This window comes from Promicromonospora sp. NPDC052451 (assembly GCF_044547525.1).
Classification (GTDB): domain Bacteria; phylum Actinomycetota; class Actinomycetes; order Actinomycetales; family Cellulomonadaceae; genus Promicromonospora.
In genome coordinates, this window is the sequence record NZ_JBIUAP010000017.1 from 76,691 (window position 1) to 93,199 (window position 16,509).

General features: G+C 74.1%; 14 protein-coding genes. 1 reads left to right on the forward strand and 13 read right to left on the reverse strand.

Features of this window, described 5'->3' with window-relative positions:
• Positions 1-94 precede the first annotated feature (94 nt).
• From ACIG47_RS23795 to ACIG47_RS23855, 13 genes are all read right to left on the reverse strand, one after another.
• Positions 95-1,075, reverse strand: coding sequence for a hypothetical protein (locus ACIG47_RS23795; RefSeq protein ID WP_397433535.1), 981 nt, complete (start codon positions 1,073-1,075; stop codon positions 95-97).
• 292 nt (positions 1,076-1,367) lie between these two features.
• On the reverse strand, positions 1,368-2,036 hold the full coding sequence (locus tag ACIG47_RS23800) for an NUDIX domain-containing protein (protein WP_397415252.1): 669 nt from the start codon (positions 2,034-2,036) through the stop codon (positions 1,368-1,370).
• Entirely contained in the window at positions 2,033-3,709 is a 1,677-nt protein-coding gene (locus tag ACIG47_RS23805; RefSeq protein WP_397415249.1) for a CTP synthase, read from the reverse strand. Before ACIG47_RS23805 ends, ACIG47_RS23800 begins: the two co-directional genes overlap by 4 nt.
• A 127-nt stretch (positions 3,710-3,836) precedes the next feature.
• Positions 3,837-5,552: a murein biosynthesis integral membrane protein MurJ gene (gene murJ / locus ACIG47_RS23810; RefSeq protein WP_397433536.1), complete on the reverse strand. Its 1,716-nt coding sequence runs from the start codon at positions 5,550-5,552 to the stop codon at positions 3,837-3,839.
• Positions 5,549-6,508, reverse strand: a complete 960-nt coding sequence (locus ACIG47_RS23815; protein ID WP_397433538.1) for a hypothetical protein — start codon at positions 6,506-6,508, stop codon at positions 5,549-5,551. Before ACIG47_RS23815 ends, murJ begins: the two co-directional genes overlap by 4 nt.
• A gap of 59 nt (positions 6,509-6,567) precedes the next feature.
• A complete protein-coding gene (locus ACIG47_RS23820; RefSeq protein ID WP_397415243.1) occupies positions 6,568-7,539 on the reverse strand; it encodes a copper transporter in 972 nt (323 codons plus the stop codon).
• Positions 7,540-7,629: 90 nt separating this feature from the next.
• Positions 7,630-8,853 (reverse strand): putative cytokinetic ring protein SteA, encoded by a 1,224-nt coding sequence (steA, locus tag ACIG47_RS23825; RefSeq protein WP_397433539.1) that lies wholly within the window; start codon positions 8,851-8,853, stop codon positions 7,630-7,632.
• A 5-nt stretch (positions 8,854-8,858) separates the two neighbouring features.
• Complete coding sequence (gene recN / locus ACIG47_RS23830) at positions 8,859-10,601, reverse strand: DNA repair protein RecN (protein WP_397433540.1); 1,743 nt, start codon at positions 10,599-10,601, stop codon at positions 8,859-8,861.
• An 8-nt stretch (positions 10,602-10,609) separates the two neighbouring features.
• Complete coding sequence (locus ACIG47_RS23835) at positions 10,610-11,557, reverse strand: NAD kinase (RefSeq protein WP_397433542.1); 948 nt, start codon at positions 11,555-11,557, stop codon at positions 10,610-10,612.
• On the reverse strand, positions 11,554-12,498 hold the full coding sequence (locus ACIG47_RS23840) for a TlyA family RNA methyltransferase (RefSeq protein ID WP_397433543.1): 945 nt from the start codon (positions 12,496-12,498) through the stop codon (positions 11,554-11,556). The genes ACIG47_RS23835 and ACIG47_RS23840 overlap by 4 nt, the downstream gene beginning before the upstream one ends.
• Positions 12,499-12,509: 11 nt before the next feature.
• Positions 12,510-12,695, reverse strand: coding sequence for a hypothetical protein (locus ACIG47_RS23845; RefSeq protein WP_397415232.1), 186 nt, complete (start codon positions 12,693-12,695; stop codon positions 12,510-12,512).
• Between the two features lie 295 nt (positions 12,696-12,990).
• The gene (locus ACIG47_RS23850; RefSeq protein ID WP_397433544.1) at positions 12,991-13,998 is read right to left on the reverse strand and encodes an HAD-IIA family hydrolase; all 1,008 of its coding nucleotides are present in this window, start codon (positions 13,996-13,998) and stop codon (positions 12,991-12,993) included.
• Positions 13,995-15,014, reverse strand: a complete 1,020-nt coding sequence (locus ACIG47_RS23855) for a hypothetical protein (protein ID WP_397433545.1) — start codon at positions 15,012-15,014, stop codon at positions 13,995-13,997. The genes ACIG47_RS23850 and ACIG47_RS23855 overlap by 4 nt, the downstream gene beginning before the upstream one ends.
• Here ACIG47_RS23855 and ACIG47_RS23860 point away from each other — a divergent pair.
• The gene (locus ACIG47_RS23860) at positions 14,967-16,508 is read left to right on the forward strand and encodes a hypothetical protein (RefSeq protein ID WP_397433546.1); all 1,542 of its coding nucleotides are present in this window, start codon (positions 14,967-14,969) and stop codon (positions 16,506-16,508) included. The genes ACIG47_RS23855 and ACIG47_RS23860 overlap by 48 nt on opposite strands.
• Position 16,509 lies beyond the last annotated feature (1 nt).

Genomic DNA, 16,509 nt, shown 5'->3' on the forward strand with positions numbered 1-16,509 from the left:
CCGTCGGCGCGGTGCCGGCCGTCAGGGCAGGGCGGGCGGCGTCAGACCCCCGGCCCGCCGGAGCGGCCGAGGGTCTGACCCGCGCGCCGAGAGCTCAGACCTCGGGCGTCCAGAGGTCCTCGCCGTTCGCGGGCGTGCCGACGGCGCCCACGCCCGCCGGCACCGGCTCGGGCAGGTCGCCCAGCGCACGCTGCGCCACGGCGCCCGACGAGAAGTTCGCGTAGCACTTCGGGCAGTACCAGTCCGGCGTCGGGACCGGGGTGTCGAACCCGCCGTACACGACGTCCGGCTCGAGCCGCGCCGCGTCGGCCGACTGGCCCCACACGATCCGCTTGGTGGCGCCGCGCTGGCCGCACGACGGGCAGGCGGGGCGCATCTGCGCACGCTGCGACAGCACGGGGTGCGGGTGCAGCAGAGCGTGGCACGGGGCGCACACGAGGAACGTCTGCTCGATCAGCTCCGCCAGCGGGCGCTCGCCGGTCTGGCCGGTGTGGGCGCCGTCGTCGTGGGGGTGCAGCTGCATGACGTCGACGAACCGCTCGCACGACGCGCAGCGCTCCTCGCGGCGCAGGTCGGCACCCGAGACCTGCTTGTGCCCCAGCAGGCGCAGCACGTGCAGGTTGGGCGAGAGCTCGCCGGTCTCGCAGTTGCCGGCGTCGAGCGTGCCGGTGGCGCCGTGCTTGTACTGGTGGGCGATGCCGTCGAGCACCAGGCGCGCGTGCTCCTGCGGCAGCCAGCCGGACGAGCGCGCGTAGGCGGCGGCGCCGTTGAAGAGGTCGTCCCACACCACGGGCTTGTCGGGGCCGAAGACCTCGTCGCTGACCCAGTCCTCACCCTGGCTGGCGCCCATGAGCTCCACCGCGGCGACGATGCCCGGTTCGGAGCCCACGACGGTGACGACGACGTCGCCGCGCTGCGGGCCGTCCGCGCCACCGGGCAGGCGGTGCTCGTGGCTGCGGCTCGCGATCGCCACCGCCTCGCCCAGCCAGTCCTCGGACCAGTTGAGGTAGACGGACGGGACGAGCCACGCCGGGAGGGACGAGACGTTGGGAAGCATGTCGGGTTCGCTGGTCACGCGGGGAGAATAGCGCAGCGCGGTGACGTCGTTATGACACGTCTGGTACGCGACCCGCGCGGCTGACCGGAACCCCCGGCTCGCGTCCGGCGGGCCAGGCACGTTCGGTCGGTTGCCGGGGGCGGCCAGACACGTTCGGTCAGTTGCCCCGGCCCGACAGACACGTTCGGTCGGTTGCCGCGAGTTCGGTCCGTGGATGGACCGAACTCGGAGCAACCGACCGAACCCGCGGAATCCGCGCCCGCATCTGACCGAGCTCACGACAGCACCCGGCACCCCAGGCCCCAGGCGCTCAGTTCTTGCGGTACTCCCAGGGAGCGTCGACCGGGCGCAGCGTCTCCCAGTCCGAGGCCCGCCCGATCGCGGCCGCGAGCACGCCCGCGATCGTCGCGGCGTTGTGCAGCCTGCCCGCGAGCGCGAGCGCCGCGGCCTCCTCCAGCGGCACCGGCACCACGACCATGTCGGCCTCCTCGGCCTCACGGACGTGCCTGTCCTCGTCGGGCACCGGGGTGAGGTCGCGGGCCAGGTAGACGCGCACGGCCTCGTTGCTGCCGCCCGGGGTGGGCAGCAGGTCCAGAAGCACGTCCCAGGTGGCGGCGTTCATGTCCGCCTCCTCGGCCAGCTCCCGGGCGGCGGCGACGTGCGGGTCCTCCCCGTCGAGGTCGAGCAGGCCGGCGGGCGCCTCCCAGAGGAAGGCGCCGACCGGGTGCCGGTACTGGCGCAGCAGCAGCACGTCGCCGTCGTCGGTGAGCGCCACGACGACCACCGCACCCGGGTGGTCGACGTACTCGCGGCGGACGATGCCGCCCGCCTCGCCCAGGTCGACCTCGTCGGAGACCATGTCCACCACGAAGCCCTGGAACGGCACGTCGAGCCGCCGCGCGGGACGCGGGTCGATGACGTCGGTGACCTCGTCCGAGCTGATGTCCGAGCTGACGTCCGAGCCGGTGTCGGTGCTCATGACGACCGCTTCTCGAGCGCGGCCGCGATCAGGCCCGCGAACAGCGGGTGCGCCCGCGTGGGGCGCGACTTGAACTCGGGGTGCGCCTGGGTGGCCACGAAGTACGGGTGGGTCTCCGCCGGGAGCTCCACGAACTCCACGAGCGACGAGTCGGGCGACGTCCCCGAGATCAGCAGGCCGGCCTCCTCCAGGTCGCCGCGGTAGGCGTTGTTCACCTCGTAGCGGTGCCGGTGCCGCTCGGAGACCTTCTCGCTGCCGTAGGCCTTCGCGACCACCGACCCGGCCGCCAGCGACGCCTCGTACGCACCCAGGCGCATGGTGCCGCCCATGTCACCCTCGCCCTCCACGATCGCCTTCTGCTCGGCCATCGTGGCCACGACGGGGTGGCTGCTCGCGGGGTGGAACTCGGTGGACGAGGCGTCCTCCCAGCCCAGCACGTTGCGGGCGTACTCGATGACCATCGACTGCAGACCCAGGCAGATGCCGAGGGTCGGCACCAGGTTCTCGCGCGACCAGCGCAGCGCCCCGACCTTGCCGTCGATGCCGCGCACGCCGAAGCCGCCCGGCACCAGCACCGCGTCGACGCCCCGCAGCGACGCCTGCGCGCCCTGGGGAGTCTGGCAGTCGTCGGCGGCGACCCAGCGAATCCGAACCTTGGCGTCGTTGGCGAAGCCGCCGGCACGCAGCGCCTCGGTCACCGACAGGTACGCGTCGGGCAGGTCGATGTACTTGCCCACCAGCGCGACCTCGACGGTGTGCTCGGGCTCGTGCACGCGCTCCAGGAGGCGGCTCCAGCCGTCCCAGTCGACGTCGTGGAACGGCATGCCCAGGCGGCGCACCACGTACGCGTCCAGGCCCTCGGCGTGGATGACGCGCGGGATGTCGTAGATCGAGGGCGCGTCGGCGCAGTTGATGACGGCCTCGTTGTCGACGTCGCACATGAGCGCGATCTTGTTCTTGATGCCCTCGGGCACCACGCGGTCGGAGCGCAGCACGATCGCGTCGGGCTGGATGCCGATGGAGCGCAGCGCGGCCACGGAGTGCTGGGTCGGCTTGGTCTTCAGCTCGCCCGACGGGCCGATGTACGGCACCAGCGACACGTGCAGGAAGAACACGTTGTCGCGGCCGAGCTCGTGCCGCACCTGGCGGGCCGACTCCAGGAAGGGCTGCGACTCGATGTCGCCGACGGTGCCGCCGATCTCGGTGATGATCACGTCGACGTCGTCGGAGGCCTGCTCACGCATCCGGAACTTGATCTCGTCGGTGATGTGCGGGATGACCTGCACGGTGTCGCCCAGGTACTCACCGCGGCGCTCCTTCGCGATGACGCGGGAGTACACCTGGCCGGTCGTCACGTTCGAGGACGCGGGCAGCTCGACGTCGAGGAACCGTTCGTAGTGCCCGATGTCGAGGTCGGTCTCCGCGCCGTCCTCGGTGACGAAGACCTCACCGTGCTGGAACGGGTTCATGGTGCCGGGATCCACGTTCAGATAGGGATCCAGCTTCTGCATCGTGACGCTCAGGCCACGGGAGCGGAGCAGGCGACCGAGCGATGACGCCGTCAGTCCCTTGCCGAGAGAGGACGCCACACCACCGGTGACGAAGATGTGCTTGGTCGGCGTCGAGGCGCCGGACCGATGACGGGACTGGAGACTGCTTCGGTGTTCGACCACGGAACTCCATCCTAAACGAGGTATGGCGTGCCGGTGGTGTAACGACCGGCACACGCGCCCACCACGTGGGGATCTTCGGTGCGGTTCCGTCGAGTGTGCTCCTGTCGAGCCCGGCGCGCTCGCTAAGTCAGGCCCTTCGGGAGAACTTCCTCCGCACCGTGCGCACGACCGGCCCCACGGCGGTGCGCAGGTCGCGGTCCAGCAGCACCGCGACCAGCAGCGCGACCAGGGCCGCCAGCAGGCCGACGGCGAGCCCGAGGCCCAGGTCGGCGGCGAACGCGGGGCCGTCGAACTCCGTCTCGGCCGCGGGCACGGTCGTCAACCATCCCGACGGCCGCCCGGCCTGCCACCAGGCCGCCAGCAGGCCGGCAGCGGCTCCCAGCGCCGTGGCCACGACCAGCGCGCCCAGCGCCCGCCAGACGCCGTCCAGCGCCTCCGGGCCGAGGTGCCGCCGGACGGCGAGGAGCAGCCCGAGGCCGGCCACCACCATGGCCACCGTGCTGACCGCGCCGAGGGCGGCCATGACCTCGATGCGCAGCAGCTCACCCGGGTCCCGCGCGGCGAACAGCAGCGGCACCAGGGCCGCCCCGAGGGCGGCCACGCCCCACCCGCTCGCGGTCGCGACCACTGCCGCACGCCCGTGGTCGACGGCATACAACACCCGCGACAGGTGCAGGATCAGGGCGAAGCCGACCAGGCCCGGCGCCATCGCCATGAGCCCGGCGGCCAGGCCGGGCGCGTCGCCCCGGACGATGAGGTCGAAGACCCGCTCCACGTACGGGGCGGCCGCGACGAGCGCCGCCACACCGAGCGACGTGACCAGCAGCAGGGTGCGCGTGGTGCGCGCCACGAGCGCGCGCAGCTCCGGGAGGCGCCCGGCCGACGCGTGCTCCGCGAAGTGCGGGAAGGCGCTGGTCGCGATCGGGAACGCAAGGACCGCGTAGGGCAGCAGGTAGACCTGCTGGGCATACAGGTAGACCGACAGCGTGCCGTCCCCGCCGGCCGCGTTGGCGGCGCGCAGCGTGAGGAAGATCGAGACCTGCTGCGCCACCAGCGCGCCCACGCCCGCGAAGGCCAGGCGCGCGGCGCGGGGACCCTCGCCGCCCGGGAAGCGCAGCGTGGGCCGCAGCCGCAGCCCGGTGCGCCAGACGGGCACCACGAGCGGCAGCGCGAGGAACAGCACGCCCACGGTGGTACCCCACGCCAGCCAGTCCAGCGCCCGGCCGGACAGCGCCGCGACGTCCTGCTGGTCGCCGTGCGCCAGGGCACCGAAGACCGCGTAGACCACGATCACCACGACGCTGGAGACCAGCGGTGCGAACGTGGGCCAGAAGAACCGCTTGTGCGCCTGCAGGATCCCGCCCAGCACGACGGCCAGCCCGTAGAGGGGTACCTGCACCGCGAACACCCGCAGGAAGCTCGTGGCGACGTCGGCGTGCACCGGATCGTCCAGACCGGTCAGGCCGATGATCGGGCGCGCCAGGAGCGCCATGAGCCCGGCGAGCGGGATCAGCACGACCAGCGTCCAGCCCAGCAGCGCCGACGCCGTCCGCGAGGCCTGATCCTTCGCGGCGGCGGAGTCCTGCCCGCCGCCCGCGGGCAGCAGGGCCCGGCTCAGGGGCCCGGCCAGCAACGGTACGACGGCGCCCGCGAGCGCGCCGCCGGCCGCGACCTCGAACAGCAGGTTGGGGAGCTGGTTGGCGGAGTTGAAGACCGTCCCGACGCCGTCGGACCCGAGCCATGCGCCCTGCGCGAGCCAGCGGCCGAAACCGACGATGCGGCTGGCGAGGGTGACGACCGTGACGAGCAGCGCGGCGCTCGCCAGGCTGGAGAACCTGCTCACGCGCCCGGGGAGGCCATGGGGTCGGAGGCGGAGGTCGAGCGGACGCCGCTCTCGATGGCGGGCTCAGCGGCGGGCTCGGTGTCCGGGTTCGCCGCGAGCGGCTCGTCGGCCGGCGCCGCGGCCGGCCGACGGCCGAGCATGTCGATCCGGTTGAGCCACTCGTTCCCGGCGATGACCTTGGAGAAGCTCACCTTCTCCGACGCCAGCATGAGGCCGACGACGCTCGCGAGCGCCGCCCACCGGACGGCGCGGGGCGCACCGAAGGCGATCTGGCTGCCGACCAGCGCACCCAGGGCGTTGGCACCGCCGTCGCCCAGCATGTCCCGCTCCCCCAGGTCGCCGGGGGCGGCCGCGGCCGCGGCTCCCAGGACGGCGCCGGTGGCACCCGCGCCGGTGGGCGCGAGCGCCAGGCTCGCCGCCGCACCGACCTTCAGGGCGCGGCCGGGTCGCAGGTCGAAGAGGTTGACGAGGTTCGCGGTGCCGCCGATGAGCGCGCCGTTGAGGCCGACGTCGACCAGGTGGCCGAAGGCGCCGCCCGTGCGTCGCGTTCCCACGGCCGCGGCGACGAGCGCCGCGCCGGAGATGCCGAGCACCTTGAGCCCGCCGGTGGTCAGGCGGCCCTGTGCGAGGGCGCCGAGGTGGCCCCGCAAGCCCTTGGTGCGCTCGGACGTGTCCTCGGCGAGGTCGTCGACCAGGCCGAAGCCGCCGGCCGCCGCCGTGGCCAGCGCGGTCGCCCCGGGGGCGTTTCCGCCGCCGACGGCCGCGCCCGCGACGAGGCCCGCGGCGACCGCGGGGCCCTCCAGCAGGCTGATGGGCTCGCCGCGATGGTTGGTCCGCGTCCACGTCGAGGGGCCGCCGAGCCCTCCCGCGGCCACCTTCTCGTCGAGCTTGCGGCGCGCGAGCACCGTCGCGGCTCCCGCGACGACGCCGGCCAGGATGAACCTGCCTGCCCCCATGACTACCCCTCGGTCGGTCTCGGTTGTCTGTCGGTTGTGGTGCTGTCCGTGCGGTGGTGCTACTCGGGCCCGGTGCCGGCCGGGGCGGGCGGCAGGACCGCCGTCGCGTCCTCCTCCAGACCGTACTGGCCCACGGTGCCGTCGAGGCGCGCGGCGATCGCGAGCGGCACGGTGATCCGGCCCGTGAGCCGGCCGATGCCGCTCACGGTGGTGACCTCCGCGGCGATCTCCTCGTCCTCGCGCACGGCCTGGACGACGTCGCCCGGGTCCTCCGTCGGCCCGGCGAGCACCGCCGCGCCCGAGACCTGCTGCACCGCGCGCGTCACAGCGGTCCAGGTGTCCGGGGCCGGCTCCGCCTCCTCGGTGGCGCCGTCGGCCGTCTCCTGGGGCTGCCCGGCCGCGCCCACGAGGAGCAGCACGGCCTGCGCGGCCTCGGTCTGGTCGTCGCCCGGCTCCACGAAGCCGAACCGCTCGAGCTGCGCCTCCAGGTCCGTGGCCTGTGCGCTGCGCCCGGGGCCGCCGCCCTCGCTGCCCGTGAGGGCGAGGGCCAGGGCGGTGCCGAGCGTCGTGCCGGCGTCGTCGTCCTCGGGGGCGTCGTCGCCGAGGTTCGCGCGCAGGCCGTCGGCGACGGTCTCGCGCGACGACTCGTCGGCCGTGTCGGTCCAGGCGTCCGTGAGCACCGTCGTGGACACGACGCTGGCGCCCGCGGTCTCGAGCTGGGCGAGCACGCCCTCCTGGGTGTCCTCAGAGACGTCCGCGAGCTGCACGACGGCCACCCGGTCCCCCTCCAGGGAGCCGGGGACGATCTGGGTACCCACCGCCTCGATGAAGCGCTCGTCGCCGTCCAGCGCGGTCTGCGTGGAGTCCAGCTCGGTGCGCAGGTCGGTGCGCTCGGCGCGCAGCGCGTCCACCTGTTCCGTCAGGGTCTCCCCGATCGCCCCCTGGAGGGGTCCGGCACCGAGGATGATGCCGACCGCGAGGGCGAGGAAGACGGAGATGAGCGAGACGAGGTGGTATCGGAAGTCGATCACGGTACGGAGAGGTCCTTAGGCATGGTCCGGGCGGTCGGCGCCCGGCAGAGGTCGGGGCGGCAGGGTGTCCTGGAGCGGGCTCCGGACGGGTCAGCCGCCGAAGAGGTGACTGATCCAGGAGACGACGTCGTCGAAGCGCGCCCCGATCAGTCCGAAGAAGGTCTGCCCCGCCGAGGTCGAGGCCAGGGCCGCGAGCACGGCGGCGACTCCCGCCGCCGACAGCAGCGTGAGCTGGGTGTTCGAGATCCGCGTCCGGTACAGCTGCGAGACGCCCTTGGCGTCCACGAGCTTGCCCCCGACGCGCAGGCGGGTGAGGAACGTCGAGGCCATGCCGGCACGACCCTTGTCGAGGAACTCGACGAGCGTCGCGTGCGTGCCGACGGCGACGATGAGCTCGGCACCCTTGTCGTCGGCGAGCAGCATCGTGATGTCCTCGCTGGTGCCGGTCGCCGGGAAGACGACCGGGTCCACACCCAGCGCCTTCACGCGCTCCAGCCCCGGGGCCTTGCCGTCGCGGTAGGCGTGCACCACGATCTCGGCGCCGCAGGCCAGCGCCCGGTCGGAGACGGAGTCCATGTCGCCCACGATCATGTCGGGCTGCCAGCCCGCGTCGATGATCGCGTCCGCACCGCCGTCGACGCCGATGAGCACCGGCGAGTTCTCCCGGATGTAGGACCGCAGCAGGGCGAGGTCCTCCCGGTAGTGGTAGCCGCGCACCACGATCAGCACCTGCCGGCCCGCGATCGGGGTCCGGATGTCGGGCACGCCGACGCCGTCCAGCAGGAGGTCCCGCTCGCGGCGCAGGTACGTCATGGTGTTCTCGGCGAACCGCTCGATCTCGGCCGACAGGCCCTCGCGCGCGGCCGTCATGCTCTCGGCGACGGTCCGGGGCGTCTGGTAGGTCCCCTGCGCCACGACCTCGCCGCCCACGACGACCTCGCCGCCCACGATCTCGACGTCCGCGTGCTCGTCGATCGCCATGATCGAGGGGCCCAGGTCGTCCACCAGGACGATCCCGGCCTCGACCAGGATGTTCGGGCCCGTGTTGGGGTACCGGCCCGAGGTCGACGGGGCGGCGTTCAGGACGGCCACGGGTGCCGCGGAGACCAGCGCGTCCGCGGCGACGCGGTCGATGTCCACGTGGTCGATCACGGCGACGTCGCCCGGGTTGAGCCGGGCGGTCAGCTCCTTCGTGCGGGCCCCGATCCGGGCGGGCCCGTGCACGGCGGCTCCGGGGACGGTCGCCTCGTCGGCGTCGGCGCTCTTCGACGGGCCCTTGTCGGCGCGCTTGTCGGGTCGGGAGATCAGCTTCATCCGCTCTATCGTCCCACGACCGAGGACTCCAGGAGCTCCAGCGCGTGGGTACGCGCCGTCTCCGAGTCGTCCTGGCCGGACAGCATCCGCGCCAGCTCGCGGACCCGGGCGTCCGCGGTCACCTCGCGCACCCCGGTGACCGTGATCATCCCGTCATCTGCGGCGTCCTCGTCGGAGCTCTTGGTGACCACCAGGTGCGCGTCCGCGAACGCCGCGACCTGCGCCAGGTGGGTCACGACGACCACCTGGGTGCTGCGGCCGAGCTGCGCCAGGCGGCGGCCCACCTCGACGGCGGCACGGCCGCCGACACCGGCGTCGACCTCGTCGAAGACGAACGTGCTGCGCGGGGTGTCCGCCGTGCGCTCGGCCGCGGCACCGCCGGACGTCGCCAGCGCCACCTCCAGCGCGAGCATCACCCGGGAGAGCTCACCGCCCGACGCCCCCTTGCCGAGCGGCCGCTCGGGCGCCCCGGGGTGCGGCACCAGGAGGAACGTCACCTGGTCGGCGCCGAACGGCCCCGGTTCCTCCAGCGGCTGCACCGAGACCACGAGGTGGGCGCCACCCATCGCCAGACCGTGCAGCTCGTTCGTGACGGCCGTGGCCAGCTCGGACGCGCCACGCGTGCGCTCGGCGGTGAGGATCTCCGCCAGCCGGGCCAGCTCGCCGTCCAGCTCGGCCACGCGGTCCCGCATCGAGGCGAGCCGGTCGCCGCCGTCGTCCAGGTCGAGCAGGCGCAGGCCCGCGTCGCTGGCCCACTGCAGCACCTCGTCGATGCTCTCGCCGTAGGAGCGGGTCAGGGCGTTCAGCTCCGCCATGCGGTTGTGCGCCGTCTCCAGACCCGCCGGGTCCGCCTGCAGGTCGTCGACGTAGGCGGCCACGTCGGTCGCCACGTCCGACAGGAGGTAGCCCACCTCGGCGAACCGGGTGGCCAGCGCACCGAGCGCCGCGTCCGAGTGCGCCGCGGACTCCAGGGCACGCCGCGCCCGCTCCACCAGGGCGATCGCGTTCTCGCGCGCTCCCTCGGCGTCCTCGCCCGCCACCGCCTCGTGCGCCTCGGTGGCCGCGGTGCGCAGGCCCTCGGCGTTGGACAGCCGCTCGATCAGGGCCTGCAGCTCGGCGTCCTCCCCCGACTGGGGGTCCACCCGCTCGATCTCCTCCAGGCCGATCCGCAGCAGCTCGACCTCGCGCGCCCGCTCGGCGCCGCGCGCCTCCAGGTCCGCGATCTCGGCGAGCAGCCCCCCGCGCTCGGTCCACGCGGCGCGGTACGACGCCAGGACGCGCTGATGGGCCGGGCCCACGAAGGTGTCCAGGGCGTCCCGCTGCTTGGCCGCCGTGCGCAGCCGGAGCTGGTCGGCCTGGCCGTGCACGGTGAACAGGTCCTCGGCGATCTCCGCGAGCACCCCCTGGGGCACGGCACGCCCGCCCAGGTGGGCACGCGACCGGCCGTCGGCGATGGTGCGCAGGATCACGACCGTGCCGTCGTCCTCCACCTCGCCGCCCGCCTCGTCGACGCGTTCCAGCACGGCGTCCCGGCCCGAGACCCGGACGCGGCCCTCGACCGCCGCCGACGACGAGCCCGGGCGCACCGACTGCGGGTCCGCCTTGGCGCCCATGAGCAGGTTGAGGCCCGTGAGCACCATCGTCTTGCCGGCACCCGTCTCGCCCGTGATGACGGTCAGGCCGTCGGACAGGGGTACCCGGGCCGAGCGGATGACGCCCAGGTTCTCGATAGCGATCTCCTCGAGCACCTGACTCCTTAGGTCTCTGGTGTGGTGTCGGCTGGGTCAGAAGGTACATCCTGCGCCTGCGCGTGCCCCGACCCGACACGGTCCCGCCAACCCGACACGGGCAGGTTGAACTTCGACACGAGCCGGTCCGTGAACGGGGCGTTGGACAGGCGTGCGAGGCGCACGGTACCGCCCTGGCGCACCACGACGCGAGACCCGCGGGGCAGCCGGATCTCCCGGCGCCCGTCACAGGTCAGCACGCCCTCGACCGTCGACTGCGGCAGCACGTCGACCGTGTACCGCGACTTCGGGCCGATCACGAGCGGCCGCGCGAACAGCGCGTGCGCGGACAGCGGCACCATGAGCACGGCGTCGACGTCGGGCCAGATCACCGGGCCACCGCCCGAGAAGGCGTGCGCCGTGGAGCCGGTCGCCGTGGCCATCACGACCCCGTCGCAGCCGAAGGACAGCAGCGGGCGGCCGTCCACCCCGATCGCCACCTCCAGCATGCGGTCGCGCGTCGCCTTCTCCACGGTGGCCTCGTTGAGGGCCCAGCCCACCACGGGCTCCGCCGTGCCGGGCAGGTGCACGGTCACGTCGACCGTCGCGCGCTCCTCGACCTCGTAGTCCCGCGCGGCCAGGCGCTGCACGGCGGCCCGCAGGTCCTCCCGCTCGGACTCCGCGAGAAAGCCCACGTGGCCCAGGTTCACGCCGAGCAGCGGCACGTCCGTGCCCCGCGTCAGCTCTGCGGCACGCAGGATGGTGCCGTCACCGCCCAGCACCATGACGACCTCGGCGTTGTGCACGCCCTCCGCGACCCGCTTGGCGGCCATGTGGTCGCCGAACTCCTCGGCCAGCGCGTCGTCGTGCAGCGTGTACTCGAAGCCCGCCGACTTCAGCTCGCGCAGGGCCTCGGCCAGCGCCGCGACCGCCTGGGGACGCCCGCCATGGGTCACGATCAGCACACGCCTGGTCACGGCTCCCGCTCCTCTCGCTCGTCCACCCGTTCCCCGACGACGACGGCCGGCGGCTCCGGCGGGTGACCGGGTACCGCCGCGGGCCCACCCTGGGCAGGATCCCACGCCACGGCCGCGGCGACGGCGTCGGCCACCGCGCCGTCCGTGTCTCCGTCAGCTCCGTGGTCCGCGTCCGCCGACCGGCCGGGTGTCAGCCACAGGAAGAACTCACGGTTGCCGCTCGGTCCGGGCAGGGGGCTCGGCACGACCGCACGGGTCCGCAGGCCCGATCCGGCAGCGGCCCGGGACACGGTCCGCACCGCGTCGGCGTGCAGCGCGGGGTCACGCACCACGCCACCGCTGCCCAGCCGCTCGCGCCCGACCTCGAACTGCGGCTTGACCATCAGCAGCGCCTGGGCGCCGGGTTCCAGCACGCCCGCGACGGCCGGCAGCACCACGGTGAGCGAGATGAAGGAGAGGTCGGCGACCACGAGGTCCGGGGACCGGGCCAGGTCGTCCGGCGTCAGGTCACGCACGTTGAGACCCTCGACCACCGTCACGCGGTCGTCATGACGCAGCGCGGGGACGAGCTGGTCGTGCCCCACGTCGACGGCGACCACGTGCGCCGCCCCCCGCCGCAGCAGCACGTCGGTGAAACCGCCCGTGGACGCACCGAGGTCGGCGCAGTACGCACCCTCGACCTGCGGCCCGCCCGGCACACGGGCCAGCGCGTCCAGGGCACCGGCCAGCTTGAGCGCCGCCCGGGAGGCGAACTCGTGCTCGGGGTCGGCGCCGGGCACCACCACCACGTCGGCGCCGTCCGCCACCGCCGACGACGGCTTGACCACCGCGCGTCCCGCGACCCGCACCCGCCCGGCGGCGACGAGCTCCGCGGCATGCCGCCGGGACCGGGCCAGCCCGCGGCGCACCAGCTCCGCGTCCACCCGTGTGCTCGCTGTCATCGTCACCACCGTCAGGCGTCACCGCTCAGGTGCGCCCGCAGGGCGTCGTGGACCGCCTCGAACCGGGCGACATGGTCGGCCGGGGGCAGCTCGTCGAGCCCGTCGAGCGCGTCGAGGGCGCCGCGGACCCCCTCCTGGGCATCCGCCGGGGCACCGGCCGGGTCCAGGGGTTCCTCGATCTCGTAGAACTCGTCCATCGTGCGTCAACGCTCCACTGTGCTCGTCGTGCCCAACTGTGCTCGTCGTGCCCGTCGACCCACCGCCTCCGCGCACGGCTGGTCCTGCGTCCTGCCTGACCATCCTGCCTGACACGGTACCCGCCGCCCCCGACAGAACCCGGGAGCACGGAACACCTGCCCCGTACCTCCGGACCGCACCTGCCCCGCGAGGCGAGGTCACTCTGCGTCGACAACGTCTACACCGAGTGACCAGTGCCCGCGAGGCCACCTGCCCGGCGACCCGGCTCGCCGGGCCGCCGTCGGCCCGTACGCGTCAGACCGGGAGCTCGGGCACCGTCGAGGGGTCCAGCTTCTCCCCCGCGTCGACGGCCGCCCAGGCCGCGGCGCACGCGGCACGGGCCAGGTCGATCCCGCTGCCGTCCAGCCGCAGTGCGCCGTCGGCCACCTGCGCGGCCGACGTACCGCAGACGTGCCAGCCGTCCACCAGGGCCGGGGCCGCGTGCGGCTCCAGGAGCCCCCGCAGGTCCGCAGCCAGGTACGACGGGCGCTCCCCCGGCACCGCCAGCACCGCGTCACGCGCCGTGGAGACGCCGGTCAGCACGTGCAGTCCCGGGTACCCGCCACCGCGCGCGCCGGCCAGGTCGGTGTCGAGGCGGTCGCCGATCACCAGCGGACGGCTGGCCTCGGCGCGCTCGACCGCGAGCCGGTACATGGTGGGCGACGGCTTGCCCGCGCTGTCGGGCACGACACCCGTCGCCGACCGCACGGCCGCGACCAGCGCCCCGTTCCCGGGCGCGAAGCCACGCGCGGTCGGCAGCGAGAGGTCCAGGTTGCTCGCCACGTGCCACGCCCCGCGGCCCACGGCGTACGCGGCCTCGGCGAGCTGGGTCCAGCCGACCTCGGGGGCATAGCCCTGCGCGACGGCGTCCGGATCGTCGTCCGCCGACTCCACCACGGTGAAGCCCGCCGCGCGGACGGCGGTCACCAGCCCCTTGCCGCCCACCACCAGCACCTTCGCCCCCGGATCCAGCCGGGTGGTCAGCAGCGCGGCGCACGCCTGCGCCGCCGTCATCACCTCGGCCGGCTCGGTCGGGATGTCGAGGCCGGTGAGCTGGTTCGCGACGTCCTCCGGCTCACGCGAGGCGTTGTTCGTCACGAACACCAGGCGCATCCCGCCCGACCGCGCGGCGGTCAGGCTTGCCGAGGCGTGCTCGACGGGCAGATGCCCCTTGTAGGCCACGCCGTCGAGATCGACGAGCGCGAGGTCGTACGCCGTCGCGAGCGGGACGTCGCTCGCGAGCAGTCCGCCCGCGCCCGTCATGCCTTCTCCTGCCCGACGTCGGACCGGTCGCCCGAGGCGGCGTCCGCACTCACGTCCGTGGTGGGCTCCGCGGCGATCGGCTCCGTGTCCGTCTTCGGTTCAGGGTCGGACTCGAAGTCAGACTCGGGGTCGCTCGGTTCGTCGACGGCGTCCGCCTGCGGCTCGTCGAGGTCGTCCTCGTCGTCCTCGTCGTCCTCCTGATCGTCCGGCGAATCGGCGGAGTCCGCGGAATCGGCGGAGTCCGCAGAGTCAGCGGAGTCCGCAGAACCGGGCGAGTCCGCGGAGTCAGCCGAGTCCGCGGAGCCCGGCGAACCGGCCGAGCCCTCGTCCTCGTCCTCGTCCTCGTCCTCGTCCTCGTCCTCGGCAGCATCCTCGTCCTCGGCAGCATCCTCGGGCTCGTCCGCCGCGAACTCCTCCGGGTGGTCGGCGGCGTACTCCTCCTCGGCGAGCGCCGCGTCCTCCTCGACGTCGAACACCGTGATGTCCTCCTCGGGGACGGTCGCACCGATGGCGCGTTCGAGCGCCTCGCTGTCGACCGTCGCGAGCAGGGCCGCAGCCTCGTCGTCCCGGCCCGCGGCCTCCAGCGCCACGGCACGGGCCTGGAGCACCCGCAGGCCGAGGTCGCCCGGGGCGTCCGCGGGAGCGATCTTGTCGAGCACGGCCAGGGCGGCGTCGTGCTCGCCCAGGTCGGACCGGGCGCCGCTCGCCACGATGGCGAGCTCGACCCGGCCGGTCGCGTCGAGCGACGCGGCCTCCTCCGACGCCGCGAGCGCGAGCGCACGCTCGGGCCGGCCGAGTCCGCGTTCGGCGTCGGCCATGATCGGCAGGTGCTCGGACGAGCCGTTCAGCCGACGGACGGTGCGCAGCTCGCGCAGCGCCTCCGCGAACCGGTTGGTGCGGTAGGCAGCCAGGCCTGCGGCCTCGCGGACGATGTCGATCCGGCCCGCGTGCCGCAGCGCGACCTGTGCGTGCTCGTACGCACGCTCCGGGTCGACGTCGAGCAGCCGGCCCGCCATCACCAGGTGCAGCCCGACGTGCTCGGCGTGCTCCTTGCTCAGCCCACGCAGGCGAGAGCGCGCCTCCCGGTCGAGCTGACCGAACGAGACGTCGTCGGCGATCTCCGGTTCCGGGACGCGCGGAGCACGGTCGTCATGGTCTCGGCGGTCCTGGTCCCGACGGTCATGGTCCCGACGGTCATGGTCCCGGCGGTCGCGGTCGTCGCGGCCGCGGTCGTCACGACCGCGCGCGGGACGGTCACTGCCCCGGTCGAAACGACGGTCGCCACCCCGGCGATCGTCACCCCGGCGGTCGTCACCCCGGCGGTCGTCACGACGATCGTCACCCCGGCGGTCGTCACGACGATCGTCACCCCGGCGGTCGTCACGACGATCGTCACCCCGGCGGTCGTCACGACGATCGTCACGCCGGAACGGACGGTCGCCCGCACCACTGTCCCGACGCGGCCGGTCGCCCCGGTCGTCGAACGAACGGCGCGGACGGTCGTCCCGCCCGCGGTTGTCCCGCCCGCGGTCGTCCCGGTCCCCGTAGGAGCGGCTCGGCCGGTCGTCGCGCTCGAAGCTGCGCCGCGGACGGTCGTCCCGGTCCCCGTACGAGCGCTGCGGGCGGTCGTCGTGACGGCGGAACGGGCGGTCACCGACCCGGTCGTCACGACGCGGACGGTCCCCACCACGGTCCTCGAACGACCGACGCGGACGGTCGTCCCGGTCGAAGCTGCGACGCGGCCGATCCTCGTCACGGCGGAACGGACGGTCACCCACCCGGTCGTCACGACGCGGACGGTCCCCACCACGGTCCTCGAACGACCGACGCGGACGGTCGTCCCCGTACGACCGGCGAGGACGGTCGTCGCTGTCGCCGTACAGACGCCGCGGGCGGTCGTCCCCACGACGGAAGGGACGGTCACCGACCCGGTCGTCACGACGCGGACGGTCCCCACCGCGATCCTCGAACGACCGACGCGGCCGGTCGTCGTCGCGGCGTGCCGGACGGCCCGCACCACGACCGTCCCGGTCCTGGTAGGAGCGGCCCGAACGATCGTCGCCGCCCCGGTACGGGCGGTCACCGCGGGTGCCGCGGTCGTCGCGTCCGCCCCGGTAGCCCCTGTCGCCGTCGCCCCGCTCGCCGGAGGTGCGGCGCGGACGGTCGTCACCGCGCCCGAAGGACCTGTCGCCCCCGCGGTCGTCCCGGCCCGGACGGTCGTCCCGACGCGGACGGTCGTCGCGGTCGAAGGTCCGCCGCGGACGGTCGTCGTCGTACCGTCGCGAGCCGCCGCGAGCGCCGTCGTACCGGCCGCCCCGGTCTCCACCGCGCTCGTCGCGGCGGGGCCCCCGGCCCTCGGCCCGGCTGCCGCTCCTGCGTTCGCCGCGGCGGTCGCCCTCGCGGTCGTTCCCCTGGTCACGGGGCGTTTCGTTCACGGTGTTCCCTTCGATGACAGATGCCCGCACATTCTCCCATGCGCGCAGCCGTCTCCGAGGGTCAGAACGCTGTGAC

Bases quoted from the DNA above. Each gene is read 5' to 3' on its own strand.
- ACIG47_RS23800 (WP_397415252.1), bottom strand. From the start codon at position 2,036: ATGAGCACCGACACCGGCTCGGACGTCAGCTCGGACATCAGCTCGGAC.
- ACIG47_RS23815 (WP_397433538.1), bottom strand. From the start codon at position 6,508: ATGGGGGCAGGCAGGTTCATCCTGGCCGGCGTCGTCGCGGGAGCCGCG.
- steA (WP_397433539.1), bottom strand. From the start codon at position 8,853: ATGAAGCTGATCTCCCGACCCGACAAGCGCGCCGACAAGGGCCCGTCG.
- ACIG47_RS23840 (WP_397433543.1), bottom strand. From the start codon at position 12,498: ATGACAGCGAGCACACGGGTGGACGCGGAGCTGGTGCGCCGCGGGCTG.
- ACIG47_RS23845 (WP_397415232.1), bottom strand. From the start codon at position 12,695: ATGGACGAGTTCTACGAGATCGAGGAACCCCTGGACCCGGCCGGTGCC.
- ACIG47_RS23850 (WP_397433544.1), bottom strand. From the start codon at position 13,998: ATGACGGGCGCGGGCGGACTGCTCGCGAGCGACGTCCCGCTCGCGACG.
- ACIG47_RS23855 (WP_397433545.1), bottom strand. From the start codon at position 15,014: ATGGCGGGCCGGCTGCTCGACGTCGACCCGGAGCGTGCGTACGAGCAC.